We start from the raw sequence: 25,974 nt of genomic DNA on the forward strand, positions 1-25,974 counted from the left end.
TCAGCGGCCGCCTTGCTGCTTGGGTGGCATGCATCCGGTCGCCGGGGGTGTGCCGGCGGGCAGGTAGTTCTTCGGGACGACCCCGCAGACGTAGTTGTCGAACCAGCGCCCGCTGCCGAGGGTGTTGCCGATGAGGCGGCTGTACGAACCGGTCATGGCCAGTACCTTGTCGAGGCTCTTGCGGTTCTTGATCAGGACGGCGGTGACCCGGCCGAGCGAGTCCAGGGTCGGTTTCAGCTGCTTCTCGTTGTCCGCGACGAGCCCGGTGAGCTGGGTGCCGAGGTTCCTGGTGCCGGTGAGCAGCAGATGGATGGAGTCGCGGCGCGCCTGGATCTCGCCGAGGAGCAGATTGCCGTCCTCCAGCAGGGTTTCGAAGCTGCTCTTCTTGTTGGAGAGGGTCCTGGTGAGCTGCTTGCTGCCCTGGAGGAGGGTGGCGAGCTGGGCGTCGCGCTCGGAGACCGTCTTCGACAGCGCGGAGAGGCCGTCCGCGGCGCTGCGTACGTCGGGGGGTGAGTCCTTGAAGGTGGCGGAGATCGTCTCGAAGCTCTTGGCGAGCTGGGCGGTGTCGATCTCCCCGATGGTCTCGCCCAGTCCGTTGAACGCCTGGGTGACGTCGTACGGGGAGGTGGTGCGGCTCGCGGTGATGCGCGCGTGCGGGTCCTGCGGGGCGTTGCCCAGCGGGTCGACGGCGAGGTACTTCTCGCCCAGCAGCGTCTTGATGGCGATACCGACGGTGGAGGAGTTGCCGATCCAGGCGTCCTTCACCCGGAAGTCGACCTTCACCTTGGGGCCGTCGAGGGAGACCCCGGTGACCTCGCCGACCTTCACTCCGGCGATCCGTACCTCGTCGCCGTCGGTGAGCCCGGCCGACTCGGTGAAGTCGGCGCTGTAGGTGGTGCCGCCGCCGATGAAGGGCAGCGAGTCCGCGCGGTAGGCGGCGAGACCGATGAGGGTCAGGACGAGGAGTCCGACGATGCTGACGGCGACCGGGTTGCGTTCCCGGATGGGTGTGATTCTCATGCCAGGCACCTCGGTTGGGTGATCGCGATGCCGGTGGGCGGCGCGCTGCCGTCGTCGGTCGTGACCCCGCTGACCTTGGCTTCGCAGAGGTAGAGGTTGAGCCAGGATCCGTAGGACGTGAGGCGGCTGATCGCCTCCATCTTGGCCGGCGTCTTCTGCAGGAAGTTCTCGATCTTCGGCGTGTTGTCACCCAACCGGTCGCTGAGGCGGCCCAGTTGCCTGATGTCGTCCTTGAGCGGCTTGCGGCCGTCCTCGAAGAGACCGGCGGTGACCGTGGTGAGGGCGCCCATCGCCGTCACCGCCTCGCCGAGCGGTTTGCGGTCGCCGGAGAAGCCGGTGACGAGCTTCTGGAGGGTGACGACGAGGTCGTTGAAGCCCGCCTCCCGGTCGTTGACCGTCTTCAGGACGGTATTGAGGTTCTTGATCACCTCGCCGATCACCTTGTCCTTCGCGGCGACGGTGCTCGTCAGCGAACCGACGTGCTGGAGGATGCTGTCGACGGTTCCGCCCTCGCCCTGGAGCACCTGGACGATGGACCCGGCGAGCTGGTTGACGTCCGGCGGGGACAGTCCCTCGAACAGCGGCTGGAAGCCGTTGAACAACTGGGTGAGGTCGAGGGCCGGGGTGGTGCGGGCGAGCGGGATGGTGTCTCCGGCGGCGAAGCTCGCTCCGACCTGGCCCGCGCCCTGGTCGAGGTCGATGTAGCGCTGGCCGACCATGTTGAGGTACTTGATGGAGGCGGTCACCGAGGCGGGCAGCTTGCGGCCCTTGCGCACGGCGAAGGAGACCTCGGCGAGCCGTTTGTCGGCGACCTCGATGGACTCGACCTGGCCGACCTTGACCCCGGCGATCCGGACGCTGTCCCCCTCGATCAGCCCGGTGGCGTCGGTGAACCTCGCCTTGTACGTGGTGGTGTCCCCGACCCCCGTATTGGCGATGGAGAGCCCCAGCACGGTGGTGGCCAGCACTGTCACCAGGATGAAGACGATCGATTTCGTGAGCGGTCCCGCGAGGGAGCGGCGATTCACTTGAGCTTCACCTCCGCACCGCGGAAGGCCGGACCGATGAGCACGCTGCTCCAGTCGGGCAGGGTCTGCGGCTGGACTTTCAGTGAGGGAGCGACCAGTTCGTTCACGAGCCGGGACTCCTGCGGCGAGTTGGGCAGACCGAGGGCGGTGTCCTCGGCCGGGGGGCCTGCCGCCGCGTCCCGGCCGGCGGCGCCGTCGGGGGTGACGGCCTGCGCCTTTCGGGCATCTGCGGTGGGTACGTGCTTGCCGATGTAGGGCACCGAGTAGCAGTGCGGGCCGCCGTCGGCGTCGTAGACCGGGGTGTCCTTGCCCGCCACGTACTTCCCCTTGGACGGGACGGACTTGACGCTCACGTGCAGGCCCGGCCGATCGGTCCCCTTGCCCAGGGCCTTGTCCATGGCGGGCACGAATCCGGCCACGGTGCGCAGCGTGCAGGGGAAGGAGGACGAGTACTTCGCGAGGACTTCGAGCGTCGGCCTGCCGGACGCGGAGAGCCTGATGAGGTTGTCCTTGTTCGCCCGGAGGAAGGAGGTGATGTCCTGCGCGGTGGCGGTGGTGGCCCCGTACAGGTCGGCGAGCTCTGCCTGCTGGTCGGCGATGGTGCCGCTGGTGGTGGTGAAGTCGGTCAGCGCGTCCAGGACATCGGGCGCGGCGTCCCCGTACACCTTGCTCACCTTGACGAGTTCCTTGATGTCGGCGTTGAGCGTGGGGAGTTGGGGGTTGAACTTCTTCAGGTGGGCGTCCAGCGTGACCAGTGTGTCGCCGAGCTTGTCGCCCCGGCCCTCAAGCGCCTGGGCGACGGCGTTGAGCGTGGCGGAGAGCTTCTCCGGCTTCACCGCGGTGAGCAGCGGCAGCACGTTGTCGAGGACCTGTTCCAGCTCGATGGCGTTGCTGGACCGGTCCTGCGGGATCACCGCCCCGGCCCGCAGCGTCCGGTCGGAGGGGATACGCGGTGGCACGAGGGCCACGAACCGTTCGCCGAAGAGGGTGGTGGGCAGCATCTGCGCGGTGACGTCGGCGGGGATCTGTCCGAGCTTGCCGGGTTCGATGTCCAGGGTGAGACGGGCCCCGTCGCCCTCGGACGCGATGTGGCGGACCTGGCCGATGACGACTCCGCGCAGCTTCACATCGGCGTTGTCGTGCATCTCGTTCCCGGCGGACCCGGTGTGTACGGTCACGGTGGCGTTGTCGGTGAAGTCCTTCTCGTACACCGAGACCGACACCCACACCAGGACGACGGGCACCAGCAGGAAGGCGACTCCGGCGAGTCTGCGACGGACCGTCTGGGTGCTGCTGCGGGCATTCATCAGCCGGCCACCTTCACCGTCGTCGTGGCGCCCCAGATGGCGAGCGAGAGGAAGAAGTCGGTGACGCTGATCAGCACGATGGCGTTGCGCACCGACCGGCCGACCGCCACTCCCACCCCGGCGGGACCTCCACTGGCGTGGAAGCCGTAGTAGCAGTGGGCGAGGATCACCAGCACGCTGAAGATCAGCACCTTGAGCACCGACAGGATCACATCGTCCGGGGAGAGGAAGAGAGCGAAGTAGTGGTCGTACGTTCCCGCCGACTGGCCGTTGAAGAAGATCGTGATGTAGCGGGAGGCGACGTACGAGGAGAGCAGCCCGATCGCGTACAGCGGGATGATCGCGACGACCCCGGCGATGATCCGTGTCGTGACGAGGTACGGCATCGACCGCACGCCCATCGCTTCCAGGGCGTCGACCTCCTCGTTGATCCGCATCGCCCCGAGCTGGGCGGTGAAGCCCGCGCCGACGGTGGCGGAGAGCGCGAGACCGGCGACGAGGGGCGCGATCTCGCGGGTGTTGAAGTAGGCGGAGATGAAGCCGGTGAAGGCGGAGGTGCCGATCTGGTTGAGCGCCGCGTATCCCTGGAGGCCGACGACCGTACCGGTGAAGAGGGTCATCGCGATCATCACGCCGATGGTGCCGCCGATGACACCGAGGCCCCCGCTGCCGAAGGCCACTTCGGCCAGGAGGCGCTGCACCTCCTTCAGATAGCGGCGCAGGGTGCGCGGGATCCACACCAGTGCCCGTACGTAGAAGGTGAGCTGGTCGCCCGATCTGTCGAGCCAGCTGAGCATCGACATCGGTCAGCTCCCCTTCGCGGGGACGATCTGGAGGTAGATCGCCGTGAGGACCATGTTCACGAAGAACAGGAGCATGAAGGTGATGACGACGGACTGGTTGACCGCGTCACCGACCCCTTTGGGACCGCCCCTGGGGTTCAGGCCCCGGTAGGCGGCCACGATCCCCGCGATGAAGCCGAAGATCAGCGCCTTGAACTCACTGATGTACAGGTCGGGCAGCTGGGCCAGGGCGGAGAAGCTGGCCAGATAGGCGCCCGGCGTGCCGTCCTGCATGATCACGTTGAAGAAGTAGCCGCCGAGGGTGCCGACGACGGAGATCAGCCCGTTGAGCAGGACGGCGACGAACATGGTCGCCAGGACGCGCGGGACGACGAGGCGCTGGATGGGCGAGACGCCCATGACCTCCATCGCGTCGAGCTCCTCGCGGATCTTGCGTGAGCCCAGATCCGCGCAGATGGCCGATCCGGCCGCTCCGGAGATCAGCAGCGCCACGATGATCGGGCTGGCCTGCTGGATGACGGCCAGCACGCTGGCGCCGCCGGTGAAGGACTGTGCGCCGAGCTGCTGGGTGAGCGAGCCGACCTGGAGGGCGATGACCGCGCCGAACGGGATGGAGACGAGGGCGGCGGGCAGGATGGTGACGCTGGCGACGAACCAGAACTGCTCGATGAACTCCCGTACCTGGAAGGGCCTGCGGAAGATGGCCCGGCTCACCGCGAGGCCGAGCGCGAACAGCTTCCCGGTCTCCCGCAGCGGGGCGAGCAGCCGTGTCGGGGGCTTGTTCCCGGGCGGTTCGGGCGCGGACTCCCCGGTCGTGGGCGGCTCGGGGGGCCGTACCGGCAGGGGGGCCGTCACGGGCGCACCCCGCCCGCGGCCGGCGAGTAGCTGTTCATGATGGCCGTACGGGCGGCCTCCGGCAGCTGGCCCATCATCGACATGACCCGCTCCCGGCGGCGCAGCGCCCCCTGGCGTACGGGCATGCCGGGTGAGGGTTCCAACTGCGGTACGACGGTGCGCGGCCCGGTCGCGGGCGCGGCGCTGCTGTCCCGCTGCTCGGCGGCGAGGGTGGCGGCGTCCTTCTCCTCCGACATCCCGATGGGGCCTTCCCGGCGTCCGGCGAGGAACTGGGAGACGACCGGGGTGTCGCTGGTGAGCAGCACCTCGCGCGGGCCGAAGGTGACGAGATTGCGGCAGAACAGCATGCCCATGTTGTCGGGGACGGTCGCCGCGATGTCGAGGTTGTGGGTGACGATGAGCATCGTCGCGTCGATCTGCGCGTTGAGATCGATGAGGAGCTGGGAGAGGAAGGCGGTGCGGACCGGGTCGAGTCCGGAGTCGGGTTCGTCGCAGAGGATGATCTGCGGGTCCAGGACGAGGGCGCGGGCGAGTCCGGCGCGCTTGCGCATACCGCCGGATATCTCGCCCGGCAGCTTCCCCTCGGCACCGAGAAGTCCGACGACATCGATCCGCTCCATGACGATGCGGCGGATCTCGGATTCCTTCTTGCGGGTGTGTTCACGCAGCGGGAAGGCGATGTTGTCGAAGAGCGACATCGAGCCGAAGAGCGCACCGTCCTGGAACATGAGCCCGAACAGCTTCCGGGTCTCCATGATTTCGCGCTCGGGGCTGTTCACCATGTCGACGCCGTTGATGAGGACGCGCCCCTGCTCGGGCTTGAGCAGTCCGATGATGGATTTCAGGAAGACGGTCTTTCCGGTGCCGGAGGGGCCGAGCATCACGCTCACCTCACCGGCGGGCAGGGTGAGGCTGACGTCCTGCCAGATGTTCTGTTTGCCGAAGGACTTCGTGAGGCCCTCGACGACTACTTCGATTCCCATCTGCCCTCCTTCGAAGTGGTCGTGAACGTAGTCATCTGTCTGCGCTCCGGCTCTGAGAAATCCAATGGCGGCTCATCACACGTGCACCAGGAGGCGCACGTTATGTCCGTCGAAACCGCCAGGACAAGCAGTTGAACAGCGGAAATCGGCGAACGAGGCGCTGGAAGTGGATCACTTGTCACTCGATGACAAATCCGCCCCCCGCTTTTGTCGCACAGTGCGCAAGCGATTCGGTGCCCGAGCCTGGGCCCTGACCTGCCAAGTCGCCGAGCCGTGCAGGCGAACGGGATTCCACGAACGCCGAACGAGCAGGTGCCGAGGGGTTCCGAGTCGCTCATCCGGGACGCTACGGCCGAGTAACCTGACTGCGCAATACCGGATACGGAACTTTCTGCGAGGTGATTGCGGGGACGCGATTACTTGTCCCGAGGTGAGTATTCGGCGCGCGAAACCTGTGAAAAAGTGAGGACCCATCCGCGAATGGCGCGGGAGACTTCCGCCGGCGCTCCGCCGGCCAGGAGGCTCCTCCGCGCCGATTCCACACCGATGAGCCCTTCCGGCGAGGTGCCACCGGAAGGGCTCATGGGACGGTTCGTACGGAGTTCGCGGCGGAGGTCACCGCTCCGGCTTCGGCACCTTCGGCGGGCAGTCGGGGCCGTCCGGGTTCGTGGACACACACAGGGGCGCCTGGGTCATCTTGATGTAGTTTCCGCCGCCCGAGATGGACGCGGTGAGCAGCGGATCCAGGTCCTCCCCGACGCCGCACCCCTCGAAGGCCGGGATATAGGTGTTTCCGTCCATGGTTCCGCCGTACTGGACGGTGTATCCGGAGCGGGGGTAGGTCGTCCCGAATGCCTTCAGCGTCTGGTCGATCGGCTTGGACGCCCGGCAGTTCGGCCCGACGTCGAGGGACACGCCGTTGACCTTGACATCCTTGACGCGCAGTTCGAACTTGGCCGTGATGGTGGTGTATTCGGGGTATCGCGGGTCGACGATGAGGTCGTTGATGGTGAGGGAGTCGATGCTGGCCGTCGGGCCGACCTGGCTCAGGATCATCGTCGCCGTGGTCGGCATGAACCCGAAGGAGAGGAACGTGCCCCGGGACGGCGGGAGCTGCCGCTTTCCCTCGTGCTCGAACTCCGCGCCGCTCAGCACCCGCACGGTCTTGAGGCACGGGTCATTGGTGTAGTTCATCATCATCGTCACGTTCGTGCGGGCGGGCCCCAGGAGCGCCGCACCGTTCAGCTTCTTGACGTTGGTGAACCCCGCCACGTACGCCTCGGAGGGGGTCGGGAGCGACATCGAGAAGGGGCACGGTTCGACGTCGCCCTCGCTCCCCTCCTGCGCCCGGCCGGCCTCCCGGCGCGCGTCGTCCAGCTTCTCGCGCTGATCGGGCGGGAGCGTGTCGTCGCGGTCGGGGTCGGCCGGAGGCGGCTCGACGGGTTCCTCCGTCGGGGTGCCGCTGATGGGCAGTGAGGCCAGGACGGTGTCCGCTCCCGGCACGGGACGGCAGGTCACGTCGATGGCGGCCGGTTCGGCGGGTGAGCCGTCCGCCTTCAGCGGGCTCAGTGTGAGGGTCAGGTCGGAGGCCGACAGGGTGGCTTTGCCGGGTGAGCCGAAGGTGGCTGTCGGGACCGGCCCGGCGGCCTCCAGCGTGACGCTCTCCCGGCCCGTGATGTCCTGTGCGGGGGCGGTCAGACCGGACCAGTCGGCCTTGGCCGAGTCCGTCGCGTCGGTGTACAGGACCGCGAGCTGGGCGAGGGCGGAGACCGCGGTGGCATCGAGCTGTTCCAGTTCGCCCAGCACTCCGCGCGGCAGGTCGAGGCCGACCGTCACGTCCCGGGCGGCGACGGGGTCGCCCACCGTGCCGCCCGCCGGATATCCGGCGGCCACGACAGCGGTCACCGCGCGACTGCCGGAGGGGAACTGGCAGTCGTAGTCGATGACGGCCTCGGACCGCTGTCCGTCGGCCGCCGATTGGGCACCCGGCAGAAAGGTGGCGGCGACGACCAGGAGGCCGCCCGCGGTCATCCGCGCGGTGCGGCGGGGGGCCGGACGTGCATTGGCTGCCATGCTTCTCTGCCTTCCGGACTCGAATGGACGAGATCGCCCAGGGGCGGGCGGCCGTGACGCGTCGCACCGGGAATACCTTGGGCCCGCACGTCCGTCCGGAACGAGGAAATGACGTGCGTCCCAGGAGAATTGACCGGGTCTCCGCAGGCGTCCACGGCCGCTTACCGGTCGGTACGCTACGCGGCGCCCGAGAGGATTGGGAAGCGGTTCGCGCCCGGCTCTTCCGGGCCGGGGCGAGAACACGAGAAGAGTGACAAGAAACGCGGGCTCTTTTATCAGTTCATGAGTATTCCGGCGCCCTTCACCGACGGCTCCGGCCCGGCCGCGGGAACCGCGGCCGGGCCGGAGCGCTCGGGCGCTGCGACACGGCCCGAGCGATCCCCGCCCGCGGATCAGCTGTAGCTGATGACGGGCGAGCCGCCCACGGCGGCCACGACGTTGTACGTGCCCTTGAAGGTCGCCGTCGCGCCGACGATGCCGCAGCCGCCGCCGACCTTGCTGCCGATGGTCAGCAGACGGGGGCTGGTGGCGGCCGGAGCCACGGCCAGCGTGCCGTTGGCGCCTCCGGCGCTCGGGTTGTTGTAGATGCCGTCCACCGTGCCGGTCACCTTGAAGGTGCACGGGCCGAGGACGCTGGAGCCGGTGACCGTGGCGCTGATGCCGCCGATCCAGCCGGTGGTCTTTCCGGTGCCGTTGGTGCCGGCTCCCGCGGTGTACCCGCCCGGGGTGTTGCCGTTGAGCGTCCAGGGCGTGGTGGCCGTGACGGTCCAGGTGCTGCCGAACGGGCCGGTGCACGGCGCGTTGAACGAGGCGCCGGTGATCTGGGCCAGGACCGGCCCGGCGACGGGCGAGGAGGCGGTGCCGTTGGCGGAGGCGGTGGCGCACTGGATCACGTTGCCGACGTTGTCCGTCAGGGTCGTGACACCGGCCGTGCCGGTGAACGCTCCGGACGGCGCGACGGTCCAGGCGGCGGTGGGTCCGGCGATCGCGGACGGTGTGGCCAGGGCGACCGCGGCGGCGGCGGCACCGACTGCGGCGAGCATACGCGTCTTCTTGAGCATGGAACTTCTCCTGTCCCGTTGGGGAATTGGGCCGGTGGAATTGCGCCCGAAAGGGCACACCACTGTCCGGCACGGATTTCTGGGGGAAGTACTCCCGTTCGCGAACGAAGGGGATACAGCTGAACGTGAACCTATCGACGCCTTAATCAGGCGGCTCTCCCGGGCAGCGATCGTGCCAGGCATTCGATGTGCGGTTCCCGCATTGATGCCGATCCATTTGATGACTCAATGACTACTGACCGGTACTTTACTGCGCCAATTCGGAGTTGAGAAGAGTTGGTGCAGAATTCCGTTCCGCTCTTCGGTCCTTACTTCAGCGCCGAGTGCCAGAACCGCGAGAACTCCTTGCCCTCGTTCGGCGCGAGGCTCGCCGGGGTGTAGGGGCTGGCGAAGTAGGTCGAGGTGTTGTCGAGGACCACGTTGTTGTTGCCGGCGGCCGACGGCAGCCCCGTCTTGAGGTTCACCGCCCAGTCCAGGAGCCCGGCCCCGCAGCCGCTGGCACCCGGGACGGCGAACGTGGCATCCCCCTGATCGGCGCTGTCGAAGGTGTACCGGCCCATCTCGCCCGCCTCGTCCGAGGCCCCGTTCGCCGCGAACCGCTGGAGCGAGAGCGTGGGCTGGGTCAGGTTCTGCGGCTTGAGCAGAACCGGATTCGCCGTGGTGCCGATGTAGCACTTGTCCCCGAGGAACGGGTTCTTCAGGTGGACGCGGACCGGGATGGTGAGAATCGGCTGACCGGTGGAGAATGCCCCGGCCATATGGAAGTCGCGCGGCGCCCCGGCCGGTTCGATGGTGGCCGTCACCCGGTTGAGGCTGTTGTCCGTGAGCTGCTTGCAGATGCCCGAGATGACGGGGATGCCGTTCGGGCACATGAGACCGAGCAGCCCACCGGGGATTTCCGCGGAATCCGCGAGGAGCGCGCCGTCGGACGGGGGGACCAGGGTGGTGGTTCCGTCACTGTGCTGGATCACTCCGAGCTGGAGGTCGCTGTTGCCGGTCGGCACCTGCGACTTGCCGAGCTTGATGGAGCCGCTGGCCGAGCTCGACGAGATACAGGTGGCGACGTCGTTGACGCCGTCCGCCGCGAGCATGGCGGGAGCGTCCACCGGGCAGCGGCTGAACGGCGCCCAGTGGCCGTTCAGCTGACTGGCCGCGGTGGCCGAGCCGGTGGAGAGCAGGGCGGTGAACGCCGTGAAGGCTGCGAGCAGCCCCACACGCGTTCTGGTGGAAGCGGATCTCATGTCGTCCCCTCTTGACTGCCGCCGCGGTGACGGCCTTGTCCACGGAGTTGATCGGTTTCGGCAATGCCCGGACGTGGAGGTGGCGTGCGCCGGCAGCTCGACGTCTGCGGTGCATCGTGGGTGGACCGGAAGAACGAAAGGTCTGAGCATCAAATTTCAGGCAGATTTCATGCCCGAATTGACCGAGGCGTGATGTTACTCGCGAGAAACAGGGCGACACAATCCGTCCGTCTAAGATCTTTTACACAGCGCGGATTTTGATCCGGAAATGAGCACAGCAACGGTTCCGCTTTATCAAGTGGTGCGCATTTATGGGACCGAACGCGGTTCCGCGGGGCAGGAATCCCGCCGGTCGCGCACACCGGGCCGGTGTACGGCGACGCCCGGTGGCCGGCACCTCGATCCCGCGCTCGGGCACGCCTCCCGCACCCGCCGGCAGCGGCCGTCACGGACACCCGGTTCGCGTTCCCCGTGGTGAGCGCCCCCGCACCCGCCGAATCCCGTACGCCCGCCGGGCGGTCCGGAGCGCTTGGCCTGATCCGCGTCGGCGGCGAATTGAGTTTCTTGTCGGCCACCGAGCAAGCGGCCGAAATACATTGTCCGAAAGTGAGCAGTCCGCCCCACCTGCACCGCAGCACCACAACACGGCCGAGATGTGTGCCCCCTGCACTCCGATCTTGTCGAAGAGGTGGGCAGTGCCCGTGACTTGGTCTATCTTCATCGCGGACTTGGTACGCACCTGTCGGTTCGTGGGAGCGCCTCCCCCCACCGCCTCACCCCACCACCGGGCGCCGAGAGCAAGGGGACACGCATGCCACATCTCATACAGCCGTTGGATACCGAAGACCCCCTGGGGCCCCTCCCCCAGGAATTCGCCGCGATGATGCGGCCCGAACTGCCCAGTCTCATCAAGGAAATCGGCATAGAAGTCACGCGGGCGTACCCGGAATACGCCCGGCTGCTCGACGGCCCGAACGGACTGGCCATACGCGTGGGCGTGGAGCAGAGCCTTTCCTCGTTCGTCGACCTGGTGGCCGAGCCCTCCGCCTCCACCACCCTCCGCGACGACATGTGCCGTCGTTTCGGACGGTTCGAGGCGTACGAGGGAAGGAGCATGGACACCCTCCAGGGCGCCTATCGCCTCGGGGCGAGGGTCGCGCTGCGGCGCGCGAAGAAGGTCGGGCAGAGCTATCACCTCTCCCCCACGCTCATGCTGAGCTTCGCCGACGCGCTCTTCACCTATGTCGATGAGCTGGAATCCCTTTCCCGCGAGGGATTCCTGGAGGTGCAGTCCCAGTCGGGCGAGCAGGGCGAGGCCATGCGCCGCCGCCTCCTGCACCTCATCCTCGCCGGCCGCCCGGTACCCCGCAGCGCCATCGCCGATCTGTGCGAGCAGACCGGCTGGGCCCTTCCCGAGCAGGTCACCCTGATCGCCGTACGAGCCCCCGTGGGCCTGGACCGGCTCTGCGCCGACCGCGACGTCCTGTCCGATCTCAGCGATCCGCAGCCGCACTTACTGATTCCCGGGCCGATCGACGACGCCCGAAGATCCATGCTGGAACAGGCCCTGCCCACCGCGCGCGCCGCGATCGGGCTGACCGTCCCGACCGCCATGGCCTCGGACTCGATCCGCTGGGCCCGCCGGGTGCTCGAACTCGTCGACACGGGCGTGATCGACGACGCGCCGTTCATCCGGTGCGAGGACCACCTGATCACCCTGTGGCTCCTGTCCGACCCGGCCCTTCTCGACCAGCTCGCCCAGCGGGAGTTGGCCCCGGTCGCCGCCATCAGCGTCAACCGTCGCGAACGGCTGATCGAGACGCTCAGAATCTGGCTCGACACCCGCGGCACCGCGGCCCAGATGGGCGAACTGCTCGATGTCCATCCGCAGACCGTCCGCTACCGCATGCGCAATCTGGAGAACATCTTCGGCGACCAACTGGTCGACCCGGAGAGCCGGTTCTCCACGGAAGCGGTATTGCGCGCACTGCGACTGCGTGCCCGCAGCGACGCCCCACCCGCCTGAAGGGGCGCGCGCCCCCGCCCTTCGGGGCGGATGCACGATCGGCGCCGCAGATCAACTTACCCGCGAGTAAGGCGAAATAGACGGTCAGTCCCAAACGGTTGCGACACGGAGACGTATCCAACGAGAAACCCGGAACCTCGTCCCGTAGACATGGAGGAGCCGGCCGCCCACCAGGCGGCCGCATCCCAGCACCGCCTCCTGGCCAACCATCCGAGAGGGAACCACCCATGACCGCCTCGCACCTGCTCGTCCCCGTCCCGATCCCGGACCGGGTCGCCGCGCTGATCGGCTCCTGCATCCCACCCCACATCCTCCAGGCGGAGTTCGACGCGGACTGCGCGGCCCGTGAGGTCCGCCGGTTCCGCGGGCCGCGCCTGGGGATCGAGGACCAGGCCGACCGCGAACAGGCGCTGGCCGAACTGGCCCGCGCCAACAAGGTGCTCGCCGCCCATCACCCCCGGCTGGCGGTGCGTCCGGGCTCCACCTGGTGACTCCGGCCGCCGTCCGCCCGGTCGTACCGACCGCTTGCGGAGCGACGGCACGGCCCTTACCTTACTCAAAAGTAAGTTTACTTCAGAGTAAGGAACTGGCGTGGCCGACAACAGCAGCGGCAACCTGACGGACGAACTGGCCGGGCTCGACTTCTCGGCCGTCTCCCCCGAGGAGTTCGCACGGATCGTCAAGGGCCTGTCCGCCGGTCAGCTCGGCGAGGTGATGCGCGGCCCCCTGCGCACCCGCATCCTCGACGAGGTCTTCGGCAGGATGAGGCAGCAGTTCCGCCCGGCGGCGGCAGGACAGCTCCAGGCCCTCATCCGCTGGAAGATCACGGGCGAGAGCGACGAGATCTTCGAGACCGCCATCGCCGAGGGCGCCTGCGAGATCACCCGGGGCCGCTCGGAGGCAGAGCCCCGTACGACACTCGTCATGGCGGACGCCGAATTCCTCCGGCTCGTCTCCGGCAACGGCAACCCCGTGACGATGTTCATGTTGCGCAAGCTGAGGATCGCCGGTGATGTCGGCCTGGCCTCGGGGCTCACCCGGTACTTCGACATCCCGAAGGTCTGAGCCGATGAGCTTCTTCTCCCTGGCACTGACCGAGGAACAGCAGGACCTGCGCAACTGGGTGCACGGCTTCGCCGCCCAGGTGGTCCGCCCGGCGGCGGCCGAATGGGACGCCCGGGAGGAGACCCCGTGGCCCGTCATCCAGGAGGCGGCCCGGATCGGTCTGTACGGCTTCGAATCGCTCGCGGACATGTACGGGGACCCGACGGGGCTCTCCCTCCAGATCGCCAACGAGGAGCTGTTCTGGGGCGACGCCGGGATCGGCATGGCACTCTTCGGCACCTCGCTCGCCGTCGCCGGGATCTTCGCCTCCGGCACGCCCGACCAGCTCGCCGAGTGGGTGCCGCAGTGCTACGGCGACGCGGACGACCCGAAGGTCGCGGCCTTCTGCGTCTCCGAACCCCAGGCCGGGTCGGACGTCTCCGCCATGGCCACCGGGGCCCGTTACGACGAGGCCCGCGACGCATGGGTGCTCCGGGGCCAGAAGGCGTGGATCACCAACGGGGGGATCGCCGGAATCCATGTCGTCGTCGCCTCGGTCGACCCGGCGCTCGGCTCCCGCGGACAGGCCGCGTTCATCGTCCCCCCGGGAACCGAGGGCCTGGTGGCGGGCCGCACCGTCAAGAAGCTGGGGCTGCGCGCCTCGCACACGGCGGACCTGTTCCTCGACGACGTACGGATACCCGGCCGCTGTCTGCTCGGCGGCAAGGAGAAGCTCGACAGGCGCCTCGCGCGGGCCCGCGAGGGCGGCACCGCCAAGGGCCAGGCGGCGATGGCCACCTTCGAGGTCAGCCGCCCCACCGTCGGCGCGCAGGCGCTCGGCATCGCGCGGGCGGCGTACGAGTACGCGCTGGAGTACGCCGGGGAGCGGGAGGCGTTCGGCCGCCCCATCATCGAGAACCAGTCGATCGCGTTCGCCCTCGCCGACCTCCGTACCGAGATCGAGGCCGTACGCCTGCTGATCTGGCAGGCCGCCTGGATGGCCCGCAACGACCGGACCTTCGACGCGGGCCAGGGCTCCATGTCCAAACTGCGGGCCGGTGAACTGGCGGTCTCGGCAACGGAGAAGGCCATCCAGATCCTCGGCGGCGCCGGGTACAGCAGGGAACACCCGGTCGAGCGGATGTACCGCGACGCCAAGATCTACACGATCTTCGAGGGGACCAGCGAGATCCAGCGACTGGTCATCGCGCGGGCGATCTCCGGACGTCACATCCGCTGAGCCGGACGCCCCCGTGCCGCCCGGTACGCCCATGGGGTCACCGGGCGGCACGCCGCGCCGACCGGGCCCGGTCCCCGGCCCGTCTCTCACCTGCGGTTCACCCCGGTCAGGCTCCGACCGGGGTGAACCGCACCGGCAGCGAGCCCGGCCCACGGGTGAAGACGCCCTGTTCCGACGGGACGAAACCGTCCGCGAGGCGCACGTCCGGCATCGCGTCGAGCAACTGGTTCACCCCGGCCTCCACCTCGGCCCTGGCCAGCAGCGCGCCCACACAGAAGTGCCGGCCGAGCGCGAACGCCAGATGGTCCGCCGCCGCCGAGAACGCGGTGGTGCCGGTCAGATCGGTGCGGAAGATGTCGAAGCGTTCGGGGTCCCGGTAGCGGGCCTCGTCCCGGTTCGCCGCGCCGATCAGACAGGTGACGGTGGCACCGGCCGGGACCGTGCCGCCGCTCAGTTCCACCTCCACCGCCGTCTGCCGCATGATCATGTGCACCGGCGGGGTGAAGCGCAGGGTCTCGGCGAAGGCCCGGTCGATGAGGGTGCGGTCCTCGCGTACCGCCGCGAGCTGCCCGGGGTGGCCGAGCAGATTGGCGAAGATCGAGGCGATGGCCTTGTCGGTGGTCTCGCCGCCCGCCGCGAGCAGCAGACTGCAGAACGCCTTGATGTCCTCGTCGCTCATCCGTACGCCGTCGACCTCGGCGGCACAGAGCGCGGACAGGAGGTCGTCGCCGGGCGCGCTCCGGCGCCGCTGGATGACCGGGATCATGTACCCGGCGAATTCCTGGCGGGTGCGCTCCCCGGCCGCCGCCACGTCCGGGTCCCCGGCGAGGTTGCCCAGGAAGGCGATGACCGTGGTGTACCAGGCGTGGAACCGGTCGTGGTCCGCCTTGTCCAGGCCGAGCATGTCGGCGATGACCAGGACGGGGAAGCGGGTCGCGAACGCCTCGACGAGGTCGGCCTCGCCGGAGTGCCGGAAGGTGTCGATCAGCTCGCGGGCATTGCGTTCGATGACCGGCAGGAACTTCTCCTGGAGCTCCCTGCCCCGGAAGGCGGGCGCGACCAGGGCCCGTCGTACGGCGTGCTCACGGCCGCTGAGCTGAAGGATCGTCCTGCCGTGGACCGGTTCGATCTGCCAGTCGTAGTTGTCCGTGGTGAACTCGCCGGCCTTGTCCCTGAAGACCCGCTCGACGTCCTCGTAACGGGAGACGAGGTAACTGTCCGTGGCCTCGTGCCGGATCAGCGGCGCATGGGCGCGCATGGTCCGGTAGGCCCCGTACGGATCGGCGGCGAAGGCGGGCGAGAGAATGTCGGGCGAAGACGACGCGTGCGATGCGGTCGGCTCCTGCGGCGCGGTGGTCATGACGCTCCAGGGTCGGGAACGGGCAACGCCGTCAAGGCTATTGATCATCCGTCCGTCCACACACCTCTGGGGAACGCCATGTCTGCCGGTCCGCGGCCCTCCGTCCTGCTGGTCACCGATCTCGCCTACGAGGCGCGCGGTCGCCGTTACTGCGACGAGGACATATTCCTGAGCTCCCGGCTGCGCGAGGAGTTCGACGTCGCGCTGTGTCACCCCCGGGACGCGGCCGCGCTGCTGGCCGGTTTCGATACGGTCCTCATACGCAACAGTGGCCCGGTTCTGCACTACCAGGAGGCGTACGACGCGTTCTGCGCGCGGGCGCGGGAGCTGGGGACCCGGATGTACAACCCGCTCGGCGGGCGCGGGGACATGGCGGGCAAGCAGTATCTGGTCGATCTGAGCCGTGCCGGATATCCGGTGATCCCGACCGTGGACCGGGCGGCGGATCTGGGGCTCCTGCCCCGGGCGGACGAGTATGTGGTGAAGCCGAAGCTGGGGGCGGACTCGGTGGGGCTGCGGTTCCTGCGGGAGGCCGCGCTGCCCGAGGGGACCGACGGCACGCTGCTCGTCCAGCCGAGGATCGACTTCCGCCACGAGGTGTCCTTCTACTTCGTCGATCACGATTTCCAGTACGCGCTGTACGCCCCGCACCCCGAGCGGCGGTGGGAGCTGGAGCCGTACGTGCCGAGCGCGGCGGATCTGGAGTTCGCCCGGCGCTTCATCGCGTGGAACAGCCTCGCCCACGGCATCCAGCGGGTCGACGCGTGCCGGACGGCGCGGGGTGAACTGCTGCTCGTCGAGCTGGAGGACCTCAATCCGTATCTCTCGCTCGACCGGGTGGCGAAGGAGATCCAGGAGGCGTTCGTGGCCCGGCTGAAGAGCTCTCTGCGGGCGCTGCCGGCCTGACCCGTCCGGCCTCGGTCCGCATGCGGCCGGTGCGGGCCGGTGTGAGGGTGCAAGCGTGACCACTGCCAGCGAGACCACCCCCGCCGCGCAGAGTGCCGCCGCGCCGCCCGTACTCGACCGACGCCGCCGCAACATCGTCTTCGCCACGATCGTGCTCGGGATGCTGCTGGCGGCGCTGGACCAGACGATCGTGGGAACGGCCCTGCCCACGATCGTCTCGGACCTCGGGGGCGCCTCCCATATGTCCTGGGTGGTCACCGCGTATCTGCTCGCCGAGACGGTGGCGACGGTCCTGGTCGGCAAGTTCGGTGACCTGTTCGGGCGGAAGCTGGTCTTCCAGGTCTCGGCGATCATCTTCATCACCGGATCGTTCCTCTGCGGTCTCGCGTCGAACATGCTGCTGCTGATCATCTGGCGCGGCATGCAGGGCATCGGCGCGGGCGGTCTCATGGTGACGTCGATGGCGCTCATCGCCGATGTGATCCCGCTGCGGGAACGCGGCAAGTACCAGGGGGCGATCGGGGCGGTCTTCGGTATCTCCACGGTCATCGGACCGCTGCTGGGCGGGCTGTTCACCGACCATCTGACCTGGCGCTGGGCGTTCTACGTCAATGTGCCGATCGCGATCGTGGTGGTCATCGCCGCCGCCCGCAACATTCCGTCCGTGAAGGCGGCCGGCCGGCCGGTCATCGACTATCTCGGCATCGCTCTGGTCACGGTGGGGGCGAGCGCCCTGATCCTGGCGACGAGCTGGGGCGGCAACGAGTACGCCTGGGGCTCGCCGGTCATCATCGGTCTGTTCATCGGCGGTCTCGTCGCCCTGGCGCTGTTCTGCGTGGTGGAGACGCGGGCGCGGGAACCGATGCTGCCGATGCGGCTGTTCCGCAATCCGGTCTTCACGGTCTGCTCGATCCTCAGTTTCATCGTGGGCTTCGCGATGCTGGGCGCGATGATCTTCCTGCCGACGTATCTCCAGTACGTGGACGGGGACTCGGCGACGCTGTCGGGGGTGCGGACGCTGCCGATGGTCGTCGGCCTGCTGATCGCCTCGATCTTCAGCGGCAATGTGGTGAGCAAGACCGGCCAGTACCGGCTGTTCCCGATCATCGGCTCCATGATCATGGCCGTCGGGCTCTTTCTCCTCTCCCGGATGGGACCGGAGAGCGGGGTGTGGCTGGAGTCGCTCTACATGCTGGTACTGGGGCTCGGCATCGGGCTGTCCATGCAGGTGCTGACGATCGCCGTGCAGAACACCGTCGACTACGCGGACCTGGGCACGGCCACGTCGGGCGTGACCTTCTTCCGTACGCTCGGCAGCGCCTTCGGTACGGCGGTGTTCGGCACGATCTACGCCAACTCGCTCAAGCCCAACCTGGCCCAGGGGGTCGCCGAGGCGGCACGGACGGGCGGTGATCCCGCGACGCTGGTCAAAGCCTCGCAGAACCCGCAGGCCCTGCACGCCCTGCCCGGCGCGCAGTCGGCGCCCCTGGCACAGGCGTACGCGGACACCCTGCACACGGTCTTCCTGTGGACGGTGCCGGTGGCCCTGATCGGGTTCGTCGTGGCGCTCTTCCTGAAGCAGGTGAAGCTGCGGGACTCCGCGCGCGCCGGATCGACGGACATGGGTGAGGGGTTCGCCCAGCCCAGTACCGGGGACTCGGCGAAGCTGCTCGAATTCGCCGTGGCCAGAATCCTGCACGACGCGGGTCCGGACACGGCGCGGCGGATCGTGGCGGACTCCGACACCCGGCTCGACATGGCCGGGGCGTGGGCGGTGATGCAGGTCGACCTGTTCACCCGGATGGTGGGCCACGCGGGCCTGGGCCTGATCGCGACCCGGCACCGGATCCCGCCCGAGGTGCTGGTGCCGGTCTTCGACCGGATGATCGAGGAGGGCTATCTGACCGGGGACGGCCGGTTGTTCACCCACACCGCGGCGGGCCGCCGCGAGGCCGCGACGATCTCCGGCGCCTGGGGGCAGTGGCTGAACGCCCGGCTGGCCGAGGACGGTGCCCGGCCGGACGACCGTCAGCTGCGGGCGGCCGTCGATGTGATCGCCAAGCGGCTCCTGGCGGAGGATCTGGCCCAGGAGCTGTCCCCGGCGGCGCGGGCGAGGGGGGCGACGCGGGTGGGCGCCCCGGTCTGAGGTCAGCCGTGCTCGTGGTCGCCATCCGCCCGGTGGTCGCGGAGCAGGCGCCGCCATTCCGCGTTTCCGCCGGGCAGGGGCCATGCCCGGGTGGGCCAGCGAGCCGAGTGGAGTTCCCGGAGCCGGGTGGCCAGCAGCGGTCCGGCGACCCGGGCGCCGTCGGGCACCCGGCTTCCGTGGACAGGGCCCAGCCGTTCCCGTAGCCAGGAGAACCGCCCCAGTTCGCTCTCGTACGCCGCGACGGCCGCCGCCGTACCGGAGTCCTTCTCGTCCTGCGGCACCGTCCGGTGGAGGTCGAGCAGCGTAGGTTCCACCGACTCCGCGACGGCCGCGGCCAGCCGGGCGTGCCCGTCGAGCACGGTGAAGCAGTCGAGTCCGCTGACCCACCACAGCAGCACGGGCGGCAGGATGCCCTCGCGGGCCTGCTTGCGGTACGCCTTGACGCGGGCGTCGTCGGCCTCCGGCAGGGCGCGCAGCGGCAGGAGCTCCCACGAGCCGTTGTGGACGAACCAGTCGATCTCCCCGCTGGGGTGGCCCTCGACCAGAGGGGACTGCCCGTACTCGCCGGGCGGCCGGGACCAGCGGTTCCGGTGGTGCGAGGCGGCCTCGCGGCCGAGCACCCAGCGGCCGTCGTGCAGGGGGCCGTACGGCGTTTCGGCGAGCGCGTCGGCGAAGTGATACGCCCAACGCCGGGCACTGCCCCCGTAGCGGCGTGCGGTGTCCGCCCGCAGCGGCGGCAGGACCGGGCGGAAGCAATCGGTGCGGTAGAAGTCCACGCCGCAGCGGTCCGGGGCCACCACGGCGAACAGCAGCGGGTCGGGTCCCTGGGTGAGCAGCATCCGGCGTTCCGCGGTGCGCACGCCGAGTGCGGGCGCCGGCCGTCCGTCGACGTCCAGGAGGAGTCCCGCCCAGGTGCCGTCGGCGCCGGTCAGCGGGGCGCGGCGCGCCCGGACCGTCGGGGTCGCCACGGTGTCAGTGCTCCCAGGACCGGGGGCGGCTCTGCGCCTCCCACTCCTCGCGGAGCAGCGAGAGGAGCGCGCTGTCGTAGCGGCGGCCCCGGTGCAGGCAGGCGGAGCGGCGTACGCCCTCCTGGACGAAGCCCGCGCCGGCCAGGACGGCGAGCGCGGCGGTGTTGTCGGTGTGGGTGACCGCCTCGACGCGCTGCAGCGGCAGTTCGCCGAAGGCCAGATCGGTCAGGGCGGCCAGGGCGTCGACGGCGTACCCCTGACCCCGGTGCTCGGGGGCCAGCAGCAGATACGCCTCCGCGGTGCCGTCGACGAAGTCCTCATCGCTGAGCGAGATGTGACCGGCCGGGGTGCCGTCCGGGAGGAGGACGAGGAAGTCGTCACGGGTCCGGTCGTCGATCCAGCCCTCGATGCGTTCGCGGAGTTCGTGCAGCGCACCGGGCCAGATGCCTATCTCGTGGGCGGCGACCGGGTCGGAGCGCCAGTGCTGGATCAGTCCGGCGTCGTCGGGCTCGATCGGGGTGAAGGCCACGGTGCGGCCCCGCCAGAAGCGTTCCCGTACGGTGTCCGGCTGCTCGGCATCCTCGTTCATGCGCGGATCGTACGGGGCTGTCGGCACCACCGTGAACAGCTTTTCAGTCGACGAAGACGGCTGCCGCGTAGACCCAGGCACCCTGGTGGCGGACGAAGCGGCTCTGCTCGTGGAGCGAGCCGGGCCGCCCGTTGTCCGTGTAGTGGGCCCGGAAGGTGACCGTGCCCGTCGTGTGGAAGGCGCTGCCTTCCGTGGTGTCCAGGATCTCCAGCCGCACCCAGCGCATCGCGGGGTCGAACTCGACGGCGGGCGGCCGGGTGTCGGGGTGCCAGCTGCGCAGCAGGTACGCCGCGTCCTGGACGACGAAGGCCGTGTACCGGGAGCGCATCAGCGCCTCGCAGCTGCGGGCGGCGGCCGTTCCGGAGTGCAGGGGGCCGCAGCAGTCCCCGTAGGCGGCGGGCAGGCCGCAGGGGCAGGGTGAGGTGGGAGTGATCCGTGGGGCCTGCGGTGCGGCGGTGGCGGGCCGCCGCGGTCGGGAGGTGCGTCGTGACATGGGTCCATTGTGACCGGTGCGGCGTGGGGTCCGCTGTCACCCGGTGGTTCATCGGGTCACGGGGCCGGGGCGGCATCGGGCCGGTTGCCGCCCGGTGCGGCATCGGCTCAGGGGGCCGGGGTGAAGCGGCGGCGGTACTCGGTGGGGGTCAGGCCCGTCCGGCGGCGGAGCTGGGTACGCAGATTGGTCGCGGTGCCGAGTCCGCTGGTGCGGGCGACCACGTCGAGGCGTTCCTCACCGCGCTCCATGAGGCGGCAGGCCAGGGTGACGCGCTGTTCGGTCAGCCAGGCCAGCGGGGTGGTGCCGAGCTGGGCCCGGAAGCGGCGGTGCAGGGTGGCGGGGCTGACGGCGGCGCGGGCGGCGAGGCCGGGCACGTCGAGGGCGGCGCCGATGTGCGCTCCGGCCCATTCCAGGAGCGGGCCGAGCGAGGTGTCGGGGACCTCGGGCACGGGGTGCTCGACGAACTGACGCTGGCCGCCGTCGCGGTGCGCCGTGAAGACCAGACGTCTGCTGACCGCCGCGGCGATCTCCGCACCGTGATCGCTGCGCACCAGGTGGAGGGCGGTGTCGAGGGCGGCGGCACTGCCCGCGCCCGTGATGATCTGTCCGTCGTCGACGAACAGGACGTCGGGGTCGAGGCGGACCTGGGGGTAGCGGGCGGTGAAGGTGTCGGCCCACCGCCAGTGCGTGGTGGCGCGTCGGCCGTCCAGCACTCCGGCGGCGGCGAGCGTGAACGAGCCCGTGCAGAAGCTGACCAGCCGTGCGCCGCGTGCGGCGGCGCGCCGGATCGCGTCGAGGACGGCCGGGTCGGCGGCGGCCTCGGGATCGGGGCGGTTCGGCACGATCACGGTGTCGGCGCGGTCCACGGCATCGAGCCCGGCGATGCCGGTGAGCTGGAAGAAGCCGGAGTGCATACGGACCGTCGGGGTCGCGGCGCAGAGCGCGAAGTCGTACCAGGGAACGGTCAGCTCGGGGCGGCGCAGACCGAAGATCTCGGTGGCCACGCTCATCTCGAAGGGGTTGGAACCGTCCGAGACGATCATGACGACCCGGTGAGAGGATTCTTTCGCCATATGCGATTCCTATCACTCCCCGGGTCCGGGCGTCGAGGGGCACGATGGCGGGCATGAGCGATGACACGACAGGCCCCGCCACCGGCCCGATCCTGCTGAGCGACGCGCTGAGCACCTTCGACGCGCTGTGGAGCCCGCGCATCGTGACCCGCGTCAATGACTACGACGTGCGGGCCGCGAAGGTGCGCGGCGAGCATGTGTGGCATGTCCACGAGGACACGGACGAGTTCTTCCTGGTGCTGGAGGGGGCTCTGGAGATCGCCCTGCGCGAGGAGGGCGGCGAGCGGGCGGTCACCCTGGAGCGCGGTGCGGTGTTCGTCGTCCCGCGCGGGATCTGGCACCGGCCGTCCTCGGCGGACGGCGCCTCGATCATGCTCTTCGAGCCGTCCGGTACGTCGACGGTGGGCGACGCGCACGACGAGGTCCCCGCTCATGTGGACGCGACGACCGGTCACGCGCTCGCGCTCTGAACACACGAGGACCGGGTGGCCGCCGGCGACGACGATCGCCCTGGGGCGTCCCCCGGTTCCTGGGCCGGCGGTGGCGGGCGCGGTCAGGACTTGCGGGCGACGCCCGCGTATCCGGGGATCGGCTCGTCACCGGGGACATCGATGACCTCGCCGAGTTCCGGGTGCCAGTCGGCGGAGAGCGAGACGCCCGGCTCCACGAGGTCGAGTCCGTCGAAGAACGCGGTGAGTTCGGCACGGGTACGCGGCCGCAGCGTCATCCCGCGCGCCTTGTACATGGCACGCGCCTGCGCCGCGCCCTCCGGGTTGAAGTCACCGGTGGTGTGCGAGAGGACGAGATAGCTGCCGGGGGCCAGTTGTCCCACGAGACGGTCGACGAGCTCCGCGGCACCGTCCTCGTCGTCCAGGAAGTGCAGCAGCGCGAGCAGCGACAGCGCGATCGGCCTGCCGAAGTCGAGGACCTTTCCCGCCTCGGCCAGGATCGCCCCCGGCTCCCGCGCGTCGGCCTGGATGTACTCGGTGGCCCCCTGCGAGGTGGAGCGCAGCAGGGCCGCGGCGTGGGCGAGCACGATCGGATCGTTGTCGCAGTAGACGATGCGCGCGTCGGGAGCGGCCTGCTGGGCGATCTGGTGGAGGTTCGGCTCGGTCGGTATGCCGGTGCCGATGTCCAGGAACTGGCGCACGCCCTGCTCGGCCAGCCAGCGGGTGGCCCGGTGCATGAACGCCCGGTTGACGCGTGCCATGTCCCGGCCGCGGGAGTCCAGCACGAGCAGTTGCCGGGCCATCTGTTCGTCGACCGGGTAGTTGTCCTTGCCGCCGAGGAACCAGTCGTACATCCGCGCGGGATGCGGCTTGCTGGTGTCGATCTCGATGGACTGGGGGTCTTGCCCGGTCATGGCACGCTCCGTAACTGGCTGTCCGTACGTCGACGTTCACAGAGAACAAAGAGATATGGGGCGAGAATAGGTGCCGATGCGTCAGGTGAGAAGGAAGTCGGCCTGCCCCGCCTTGGCACCCTGGATGAACGCGGCGATCTCGCCGTTGGAGTAGATCAGCGCCGGACCGTCGGGATCCGCGGACTGGCGTACGGCGACCCTGCCGTCGGCCAGCTTCATGGCCTCGATGCAGTTGCCGCCGTTGCCGCCGCTCCACGGCTTGTACCAGCCTTCGGAGCCCAGGTCTCCGGCCGGCATGCCGTTGTATATGTGGTTCATCACAGCTCCTTGCGGAAGTCCCTGAGGATTTCCTTCGTGCGTTGTGCAGTTGCCGCCTGAGCCGCCATACGGTCCATGACTTCGAGGTAGGAGGCCACCTCGGGGCGCGCGTCGAAGTAGACGGCGCCGGTCAGGTACTCGCTGTAGACCATGTCGGGCAGTTCGGGGACGGCGAACCGGAAGAGCACGAAGGGGCCGTACGTGCCGGGGTGATGGCCGGTGGCGAACTCCGCGATCTGGATCGTCACATGGGGCATCTCGGTGGCGTCGAGCAGCTTGTCGATCTGTCCGCGCATCGCGTCGACACTGCCGACAGGGCGCCGCAGGACGGTCTCGTCCATGACCACCCACAGCTTCGGGGCGTCCCCCTTGGCGAGCAGCGCCTGCCGCTCCATCCGCAGCGCGACATGGCGCTCGATGTCCTCGGGCCTGGTCTGGCCGACGGCGCCGGTACGCATCACCGAGCGCGCGTAGTCCTCGGTCTGGAGCAGCCCGGGGACGAAGTGCGGCTCGTACATGCGGAGCAGGCTCGCGGCGCCCTCCAGGCTGACGTACATGCTGAACCAGTCGGGCAGCACATCGTGGAAGCGCTGCCACCAGCCCGGTTTGTTGGCCTCCTCGGCGAGCTCGACGAAGGCCTCGGCCTCATCGTCGGCTATCCCGTATGCCTTCAGCAACAGCTGGACATAAGGGATTTTCAGCCCGACTTCGGCCGTCTCCATCCTGCGTATCGTCGCGGGGGCGACCCTGAGCACCTTCGCGGCCTGGTCACGGTTCAGGCCGACACGCTCCCGCAGATCCTGCAGGCGCTTGCCCAGAACGACCTGTCCCACGGTCGGGGCGGACCGCGGTTCGCTCACTTAGACCTCCCCATGCGCTGTTTGGCAGCAGTGTGCCATGTGCGTGCCACCAAGGACACATCCACTCTGAAAATTTCAGAGTGCCCCTTGCCAAGTGTTCATGTCAGGGGGAGAGTTGGTGAGTGAACCAGTTCACTTAGTCGCGCCCACCCTTTTTCACAAAGGAACAAAGCGTGACGCAGCCCCCACTGTGAGGAATCGGTCGTGGCACCTGGCAGTGCGCTCATCCCCCGGCTCATGGACCTCAGCCCCGGGACGGAAGCGCTCCGTTACTGCTTCGCGCTGCCCGCGCAACCGGAGTCGGTAGCCGGTGCGCGACGGCTGACCCGGGCCCGGCTCGACACCTGGAAGCTGGACGGTGACACCTACGACGCCGCGATACTCATCGTTTCCGAGCTGGTGACCAACGCGATCGTGCACACCGCGAGCGCCCGTGTGGTGTGCGAGCTCCGATGTCTCGGCAGGCGGCTGCGCATAGCCGTACAGGACCAGGGGCACCAGCCGGGCGGCCCGCGCCTGCGCCGCACGGCCGACGACGAGCACGGGCGCGGCCTGCTGCTCGTCGACTCGATGAGCAGCGCCTGGGGGTCCGAGGACGCGGGGGACGCCTCCGGGCGCATCGTCTGGGCGGAACTGCCGCACGGCACGGAGCAGCCATGCTGAGGAATGCCATGTCCCGTCTGCGGGGAGCGCAGCACTCCGCAGACCGGGACGAGACCCGCGAGGGCCGGGTACGGCTTCCCCTGCCCCCCGCGCTGTCGGCCAGTCTCGGCTGTGACGCGGTGGGGGTTCCCGCGCGGTACGGATTCCGGCTGATGTCGCACCTGCCACGCACCGGGTGCGTCTTCGCCGATGCCGAGCGGTGGTGGTGGATCGTTCCGGCGGGCTCGGATCTGGACCTGGACTGGCCCGAGCAGGTTTCGTACGAAACCGGGGTGTACGTGCCCGCCGTGCGGCCCCGGCTCATTCACGCCCCCGACAGCCTCACGCCCTACACCCCGCCCATTCCGCTTTTTCTGATGGCATGCCAGGTGACCGGCGTGACCCCGTCCTGGGCCGCGGCCGGACGGCCCAGCGTCGTGTCCGCGCCCTGACGGAAGTCCCCTCGCGAACGGCCCCGCGGTGCCGTCCGGACCTGGTCGGCACCCTTGTCACGCTGCGTTGTCAGTGGTCGGCCCTACTGTGGCAGCACTGATCGAGACGCCCGCGGCGGAGCG

At 69.2% G+C, this 25,974-nt stretch carries 26 protein-coding genes; 9 read left to right on the plus strand and 17 right to left on the minus strand.

Translation table 11 applies throughout. From position 1 onward, the window contains the following. The 9 genes from A6A29_RS10770 to A6A29_RS10810 form a co-directional block, all read right to left on the minus strand. Positions 1-1,020 carry an MCE family protein gene (locus tag A6A29_RS10770; RefSeq protein WP_073719803.1) on the minus strand — a complete coding sequence of 340 codons (1,020 nt, stop codon included), beginning with the start codon at positions 1,018-1,020 and terminating at the stop codon, positions 1-3. Continuing rightward, positions 1,017-2,048: an MCE family protein gene (locus A6A29_RS10775; RefSeq protein WP_073719804.1), complete on the minus strand. Its 1,032-nt coding sequence runs from the start codon at positions 2,046-2,048 to the stop codon at positions 1,017-1,019. Before A6A29_RS10775 ends, A6A29_RS10770 begins: the two co-directional genes overlap by 4 nt. Further along, a complete protein-coding gene (locus A6A29_RS10780; protein WP_073719805.1) occupies positions 2,045-3,355 on the minus strand; it encodes an MCE family protein in 1,311 nt (436 codons plus the stop codon). The genes A6A29_RS10775 and A6A29_RS10780 overlap by 4 nt, the downstream gene beginning before the upstream one ends. Beyond that, positions 3,355-4,158 carry an MlaE family ABC transporter permease gene (locus A6A29_RS10785; RefSeq protein WP_073719806.1) on the minus strand — a complete coding sequence of 268 codons (804 nt, stop codon included), beginning with the start codon at positions 4,156-4,158 and terminating at the stop codon, positions 3,355-3,357. Before A6A29_RS10785 ends, A6A29_RS10780 begins: the two co-directional genes overlap by 1 nt. A gap of 3 nt (positions 4,159-4,161) precedes the next feature. Next, a complete protein-coding gene (locus A6A29_RS10790) occupies positions 4,162-5,013 on the minus strand; it encodes an MlaE family ABC transporter permease (protein ID WP_073719807.1) in 852 nt (283 codons plus the stop codon). Continuing rightward, positions 5,010-5,996, minus strand: a complete 987-nt coding sequence (locus A6A29_RS10795; protein WP_073719808.1) for an ABC transporter ATP-binding protein — start codon at positions 5,994-5,996, stop codon at positions 5,010-5,012. Before A6A29_RS10795 ends, A6A29_RS10790 begins: the two co-directional genes overlap by 4 nt. 615 nt (positions 5,997-6,611) lie before the next feature. Continuing rightward, complete coding sequence (locus A6A29_RS10800; RefSeq protein WP_073719809.1) at positions 6,612-8,069, minus strand: DUF6801 domain-containing protein; 1,458 nt, start codon at positions 8,067-8,069, stop codon at positions 6,612-6,614. A 392-nt stretch (positions 8,070-8,461) separates the two neighbouring features. Further along, a complete protein-coding gene (locus A6A29_RS10805) occupies positions 8,462-9,130 on the minus strand; it encodes a hypothetical protein (RefSeq protein ID WP_073719810.1) in 669 nt (222 codons plus the stop codon). Between the two features lie 308 nt (positions 9,131-9,438). Continuing rightward, complete coding sequence (locus A6A29_RS10810) at positions 9,439-10,371, minus strand: hypothetical protein (protein ID WP_073719811.1); 933 nt, start codon at positions 10,369-10,371, stop codon at positions 9,439-9,441. Between the two features lie 811 nt (positions 10,372-11,182). Between A6A29_RS10810 and A6A29_RS10815 the strand changes: the two genes are divergently transcribed. The 4 genes from A6A29_RS10815 to A6A29_RS10830 all read left to right on the plus strand — a co-directional run bounded on the left by A6A29_RS10815 (position 11,183) and on the right by A6A29_RS10830 (position 14,681). Further along, entirely contained in the window at positions 11,183-12,397 is a 1,215-nt protein-coding gene (locus A6A29_RS10815) for a helix-turn-helix domain-containing protein (protein WP_073719812.1), read from the plus strand. Positions 12,398-12,624: 227 nt separating this feature from the next. Continuing rightward, positions 12,625-12,888, plus strand: a complete 264-nt coding sequence (locus A6A29_RS10820; RefSeq protein WP_073719813.1) for a hypothetical protein — start codon at positions 12,625-12,627, stop codon at positions 12,886-12,888. 100 nt (positions 12,889-12,988) lie between these two features. After that, positions 12,989-13,462: an SCP2 sterol-binding domain-containing protein gene (locus A6A29_RS10825; RefSeq protein ID WP_073719814.1), complete on the plus strand. Its 474-nt coding sequence runs from the start codon at positions 12,989-12,991 to the stop codon at positions 13,460-13,462. Between the two features lie 4 nt (positions 13,463-13,466). Continuing rightward, positions 13,467-14,681 (plus strand): acyl-CoA dehydrogenase family protein, encoded by a 1,215-nt coding sequence (locus A6A29_RS10830; protein WP_073719815.1) that lies wholly within the window; start codon positions 13,467-13,469, stop codon positions 14,679-14,681. Between the two features lie 106 nt (positions 14,682-14,787). Here the strand turns inward: A6A29_RS10830 and A6A29_RS10835 are convergent, their stop codons facing one another. Further along, positions 14,788-16,041 (minus strand): cytochrome P450, encoded by a 1,254-nt coding sequence (locus tag A6A29_RS10835; protein WP_073719816.1) that lies wholly within the window; start codon positions 16,039-16,041, stop codon positions 14,788-14,790. A 78-nt stretch (positions 16,042-16,119) separates the two neighbouring features. Here A6A29_RS10835 and A6A29_RS10840 point away from each other — a divergent pair, with 78 nt between their 5' ends. Both A6A29_RS10840 and A6A29_RS10845 read left to right on the plus strand, forming a co-directional pair. Next, the gene (locus A6A29_RS10840; RefSeq protein ID WP_073719817.1) at positions 16,120-16,947 is read left to right on the plus strand and encodes a hypothetical protein; all 828 of its coding nucleotides are present in this window, start codon (positions 16,120-16,122) and stop codon (positions 16,945-16,947) included. A 55-nt stretch (positions 16,948-17,002) separates the two neighbouring features. Then, positions 17,003-19,093: an MDR family MFS transporter gene (locus tag A6A29_RS10845; RefSeq protein ID WP_073719818.1), complete on the plus strand. Its 2,091-nt coding sequence runs from the start codon at positions 17,003-17,005 to the stop codon at positions 19,091-19,093. A 2-nt stretch (positions 19,094-19,095) separates the two neighbouring features. On the opposite strand, the gene A6A29_RS10850 is transcribed toward A6A29_RS10845, so the two are convergent. The 4 genes from A6A29_RS10850 to A6A29_RS10865 all read right to left on the minus strand — a co-directional run bounded on the left by A6A29_RS10850 (position 19,096) and on the right by A6A29_RS10865 (position 22,216). Further along, positions 19,096-20,061: a hypothetical protein gene (locus A6A29_RS10850; RefSeq protein WP_073719819.1), complete on the minus strand. Its 966-nt coding sequence runs from the start codon at positions 20,059-20,061 to the stop codon at positions 19,096-19,098. Between the two features lie 4 nt (positions 20,062-20,065). Further along, the gene (locus tag A6A29_RS10855; RefSeq protein WP_073719935.1) at positions 20,066-20,650 is read right to left on the minus strand and encodes a GNAT family N-acetyltransferase; all 585 of its coding nucleotides are present in this window, start codon (positions 20,648-20,650) and stop codon (positions 20,066-20,068) included. Between the two features lie 43 nt (positions 20,651-20,693). After that, positions 20,694-21,143, minus strand: coding sequence for a YchJ family protein (locus tag A6A29_RS10860; RefSeq protein ID WP_073719820.1), 450 nt, complete (start codon positions 21,141-21,143; stop codon positions 20,694-20,696). 107 nt (positions 21,144-21,250) lie between these two features. Further along, positions 21,251-22,216, minus strand: coding sequence for a GlxA family transcriptional regulator (locus tag A6A29_RS10865; RefSeq protein ID WP_073719821.1), 966 nt, complete (start codon positions 22,214-22,216; stop codon positions 21,251-21,253). Between the two features lie 53 nt (positions 22,217-22,269). On the opposite strand from A6A29_RS10865, the gene A6A29_RS10870 reads away from it, so the two are divergent. After that, complete coding sequence (locus tag A6A29_RS10870; RefSeq protein ID WP_073719822.1) at positions 22,270-22,686, plus strand: cupin domain-containing protein; 417 nt, start codon at positions 22,270-22,272, stop codon at positions 22,684-22,686. Between the two features lie 83 nt (positions 22,687-22,769). Here A6A29_RS10870 and A6A29_RS10875 read toward each other — a convergent pair whose 3' ends face one another. The 3 genes from A6A29_RS10875 to A6A29_RS10885 form a co-directional block, all read right to left on the minus strand. Then, the gene (locus A6A29_RS10875) at positions 22,770-23,579 is read right to left on the minus strand and encodes an SAM-dependent methyltransferase (RefSeq protein WP_073719823.1); all 810 of its coding nucleotides are present in this window, start codon (positions 23,577-23,579) and stop codon (positions 22,770-22,772) included. A gap of 81 nt (positions 23,580-23,660) precedes the next feature. Then, positions 23,661-23,897, minus strand: a complete 237-nt coding sequence (locus tag A6A29_RS10880) for a DUF397 domain-containing protein (RefSeq protein WP_010058136.1) — start codon at positions 23,895-23,897, stop codon at positions 23,661-23,663. After that, positions 23,897-24,757 (minus strand): helix-turn-helix domain-containing protein, encoded by an 861-nt coding sequence (locus tag A6A29_RS10885; protein ID WP_073719824.1) that lies wholly within the window; start codon positions 24,755-24,757, stop codon positions 23,897-23,899. Before A6A29_RS10885 ends, A6A29_RS10880 begins: the two co-directional genes overlap by 1 nt. Before the next feature lie 204 nt (positions 24,758-24,961). Between A6A29_RS10885 and A6A29_RS10890 the strand changes: the two genes are divergently transcribed. Together A6A29_RS10890 and A6A29_RS10895 are read left to right on the plus strand one after the other, a co-directional pair. Continuing rightward, positions 24,962-25,420, plus strand: coding sequence for an ATP-binding protein (locus A6A29_RS10890; protein ID WP_073719825.1), 459 nt, complete (start codon positions 24,962-24,964; stop codon positions 25,418-25,420). Continuing rightward, the gene (locus A6A29_RS10895; RefSeq protein WP_073719826.1) at positions 25,414-25,851 is read left to right on the plus strand and encodes a hypothetical protein; all 438 of its coding nucleotides are present in this window, start codon (positions 25,414-25,416) and stop codon (positions 25,849-25,851) included. Before A6A29_RS10890 ends, A6A29_RS10895 begins: the two co-directional genes overlap by 7 nt. Positions 25,852-25,974: the final 123 nt, after the last annotated feature.

Origin of the sequence: Streptomyces sp. TSRI0281, from assembly GCF_001905125.1 — a bacterium.
GTDB lineage: Bacteria > Actinomycetota > Actinomycetes > Streptomycetales > Streptomycetaceae > Streptomyces.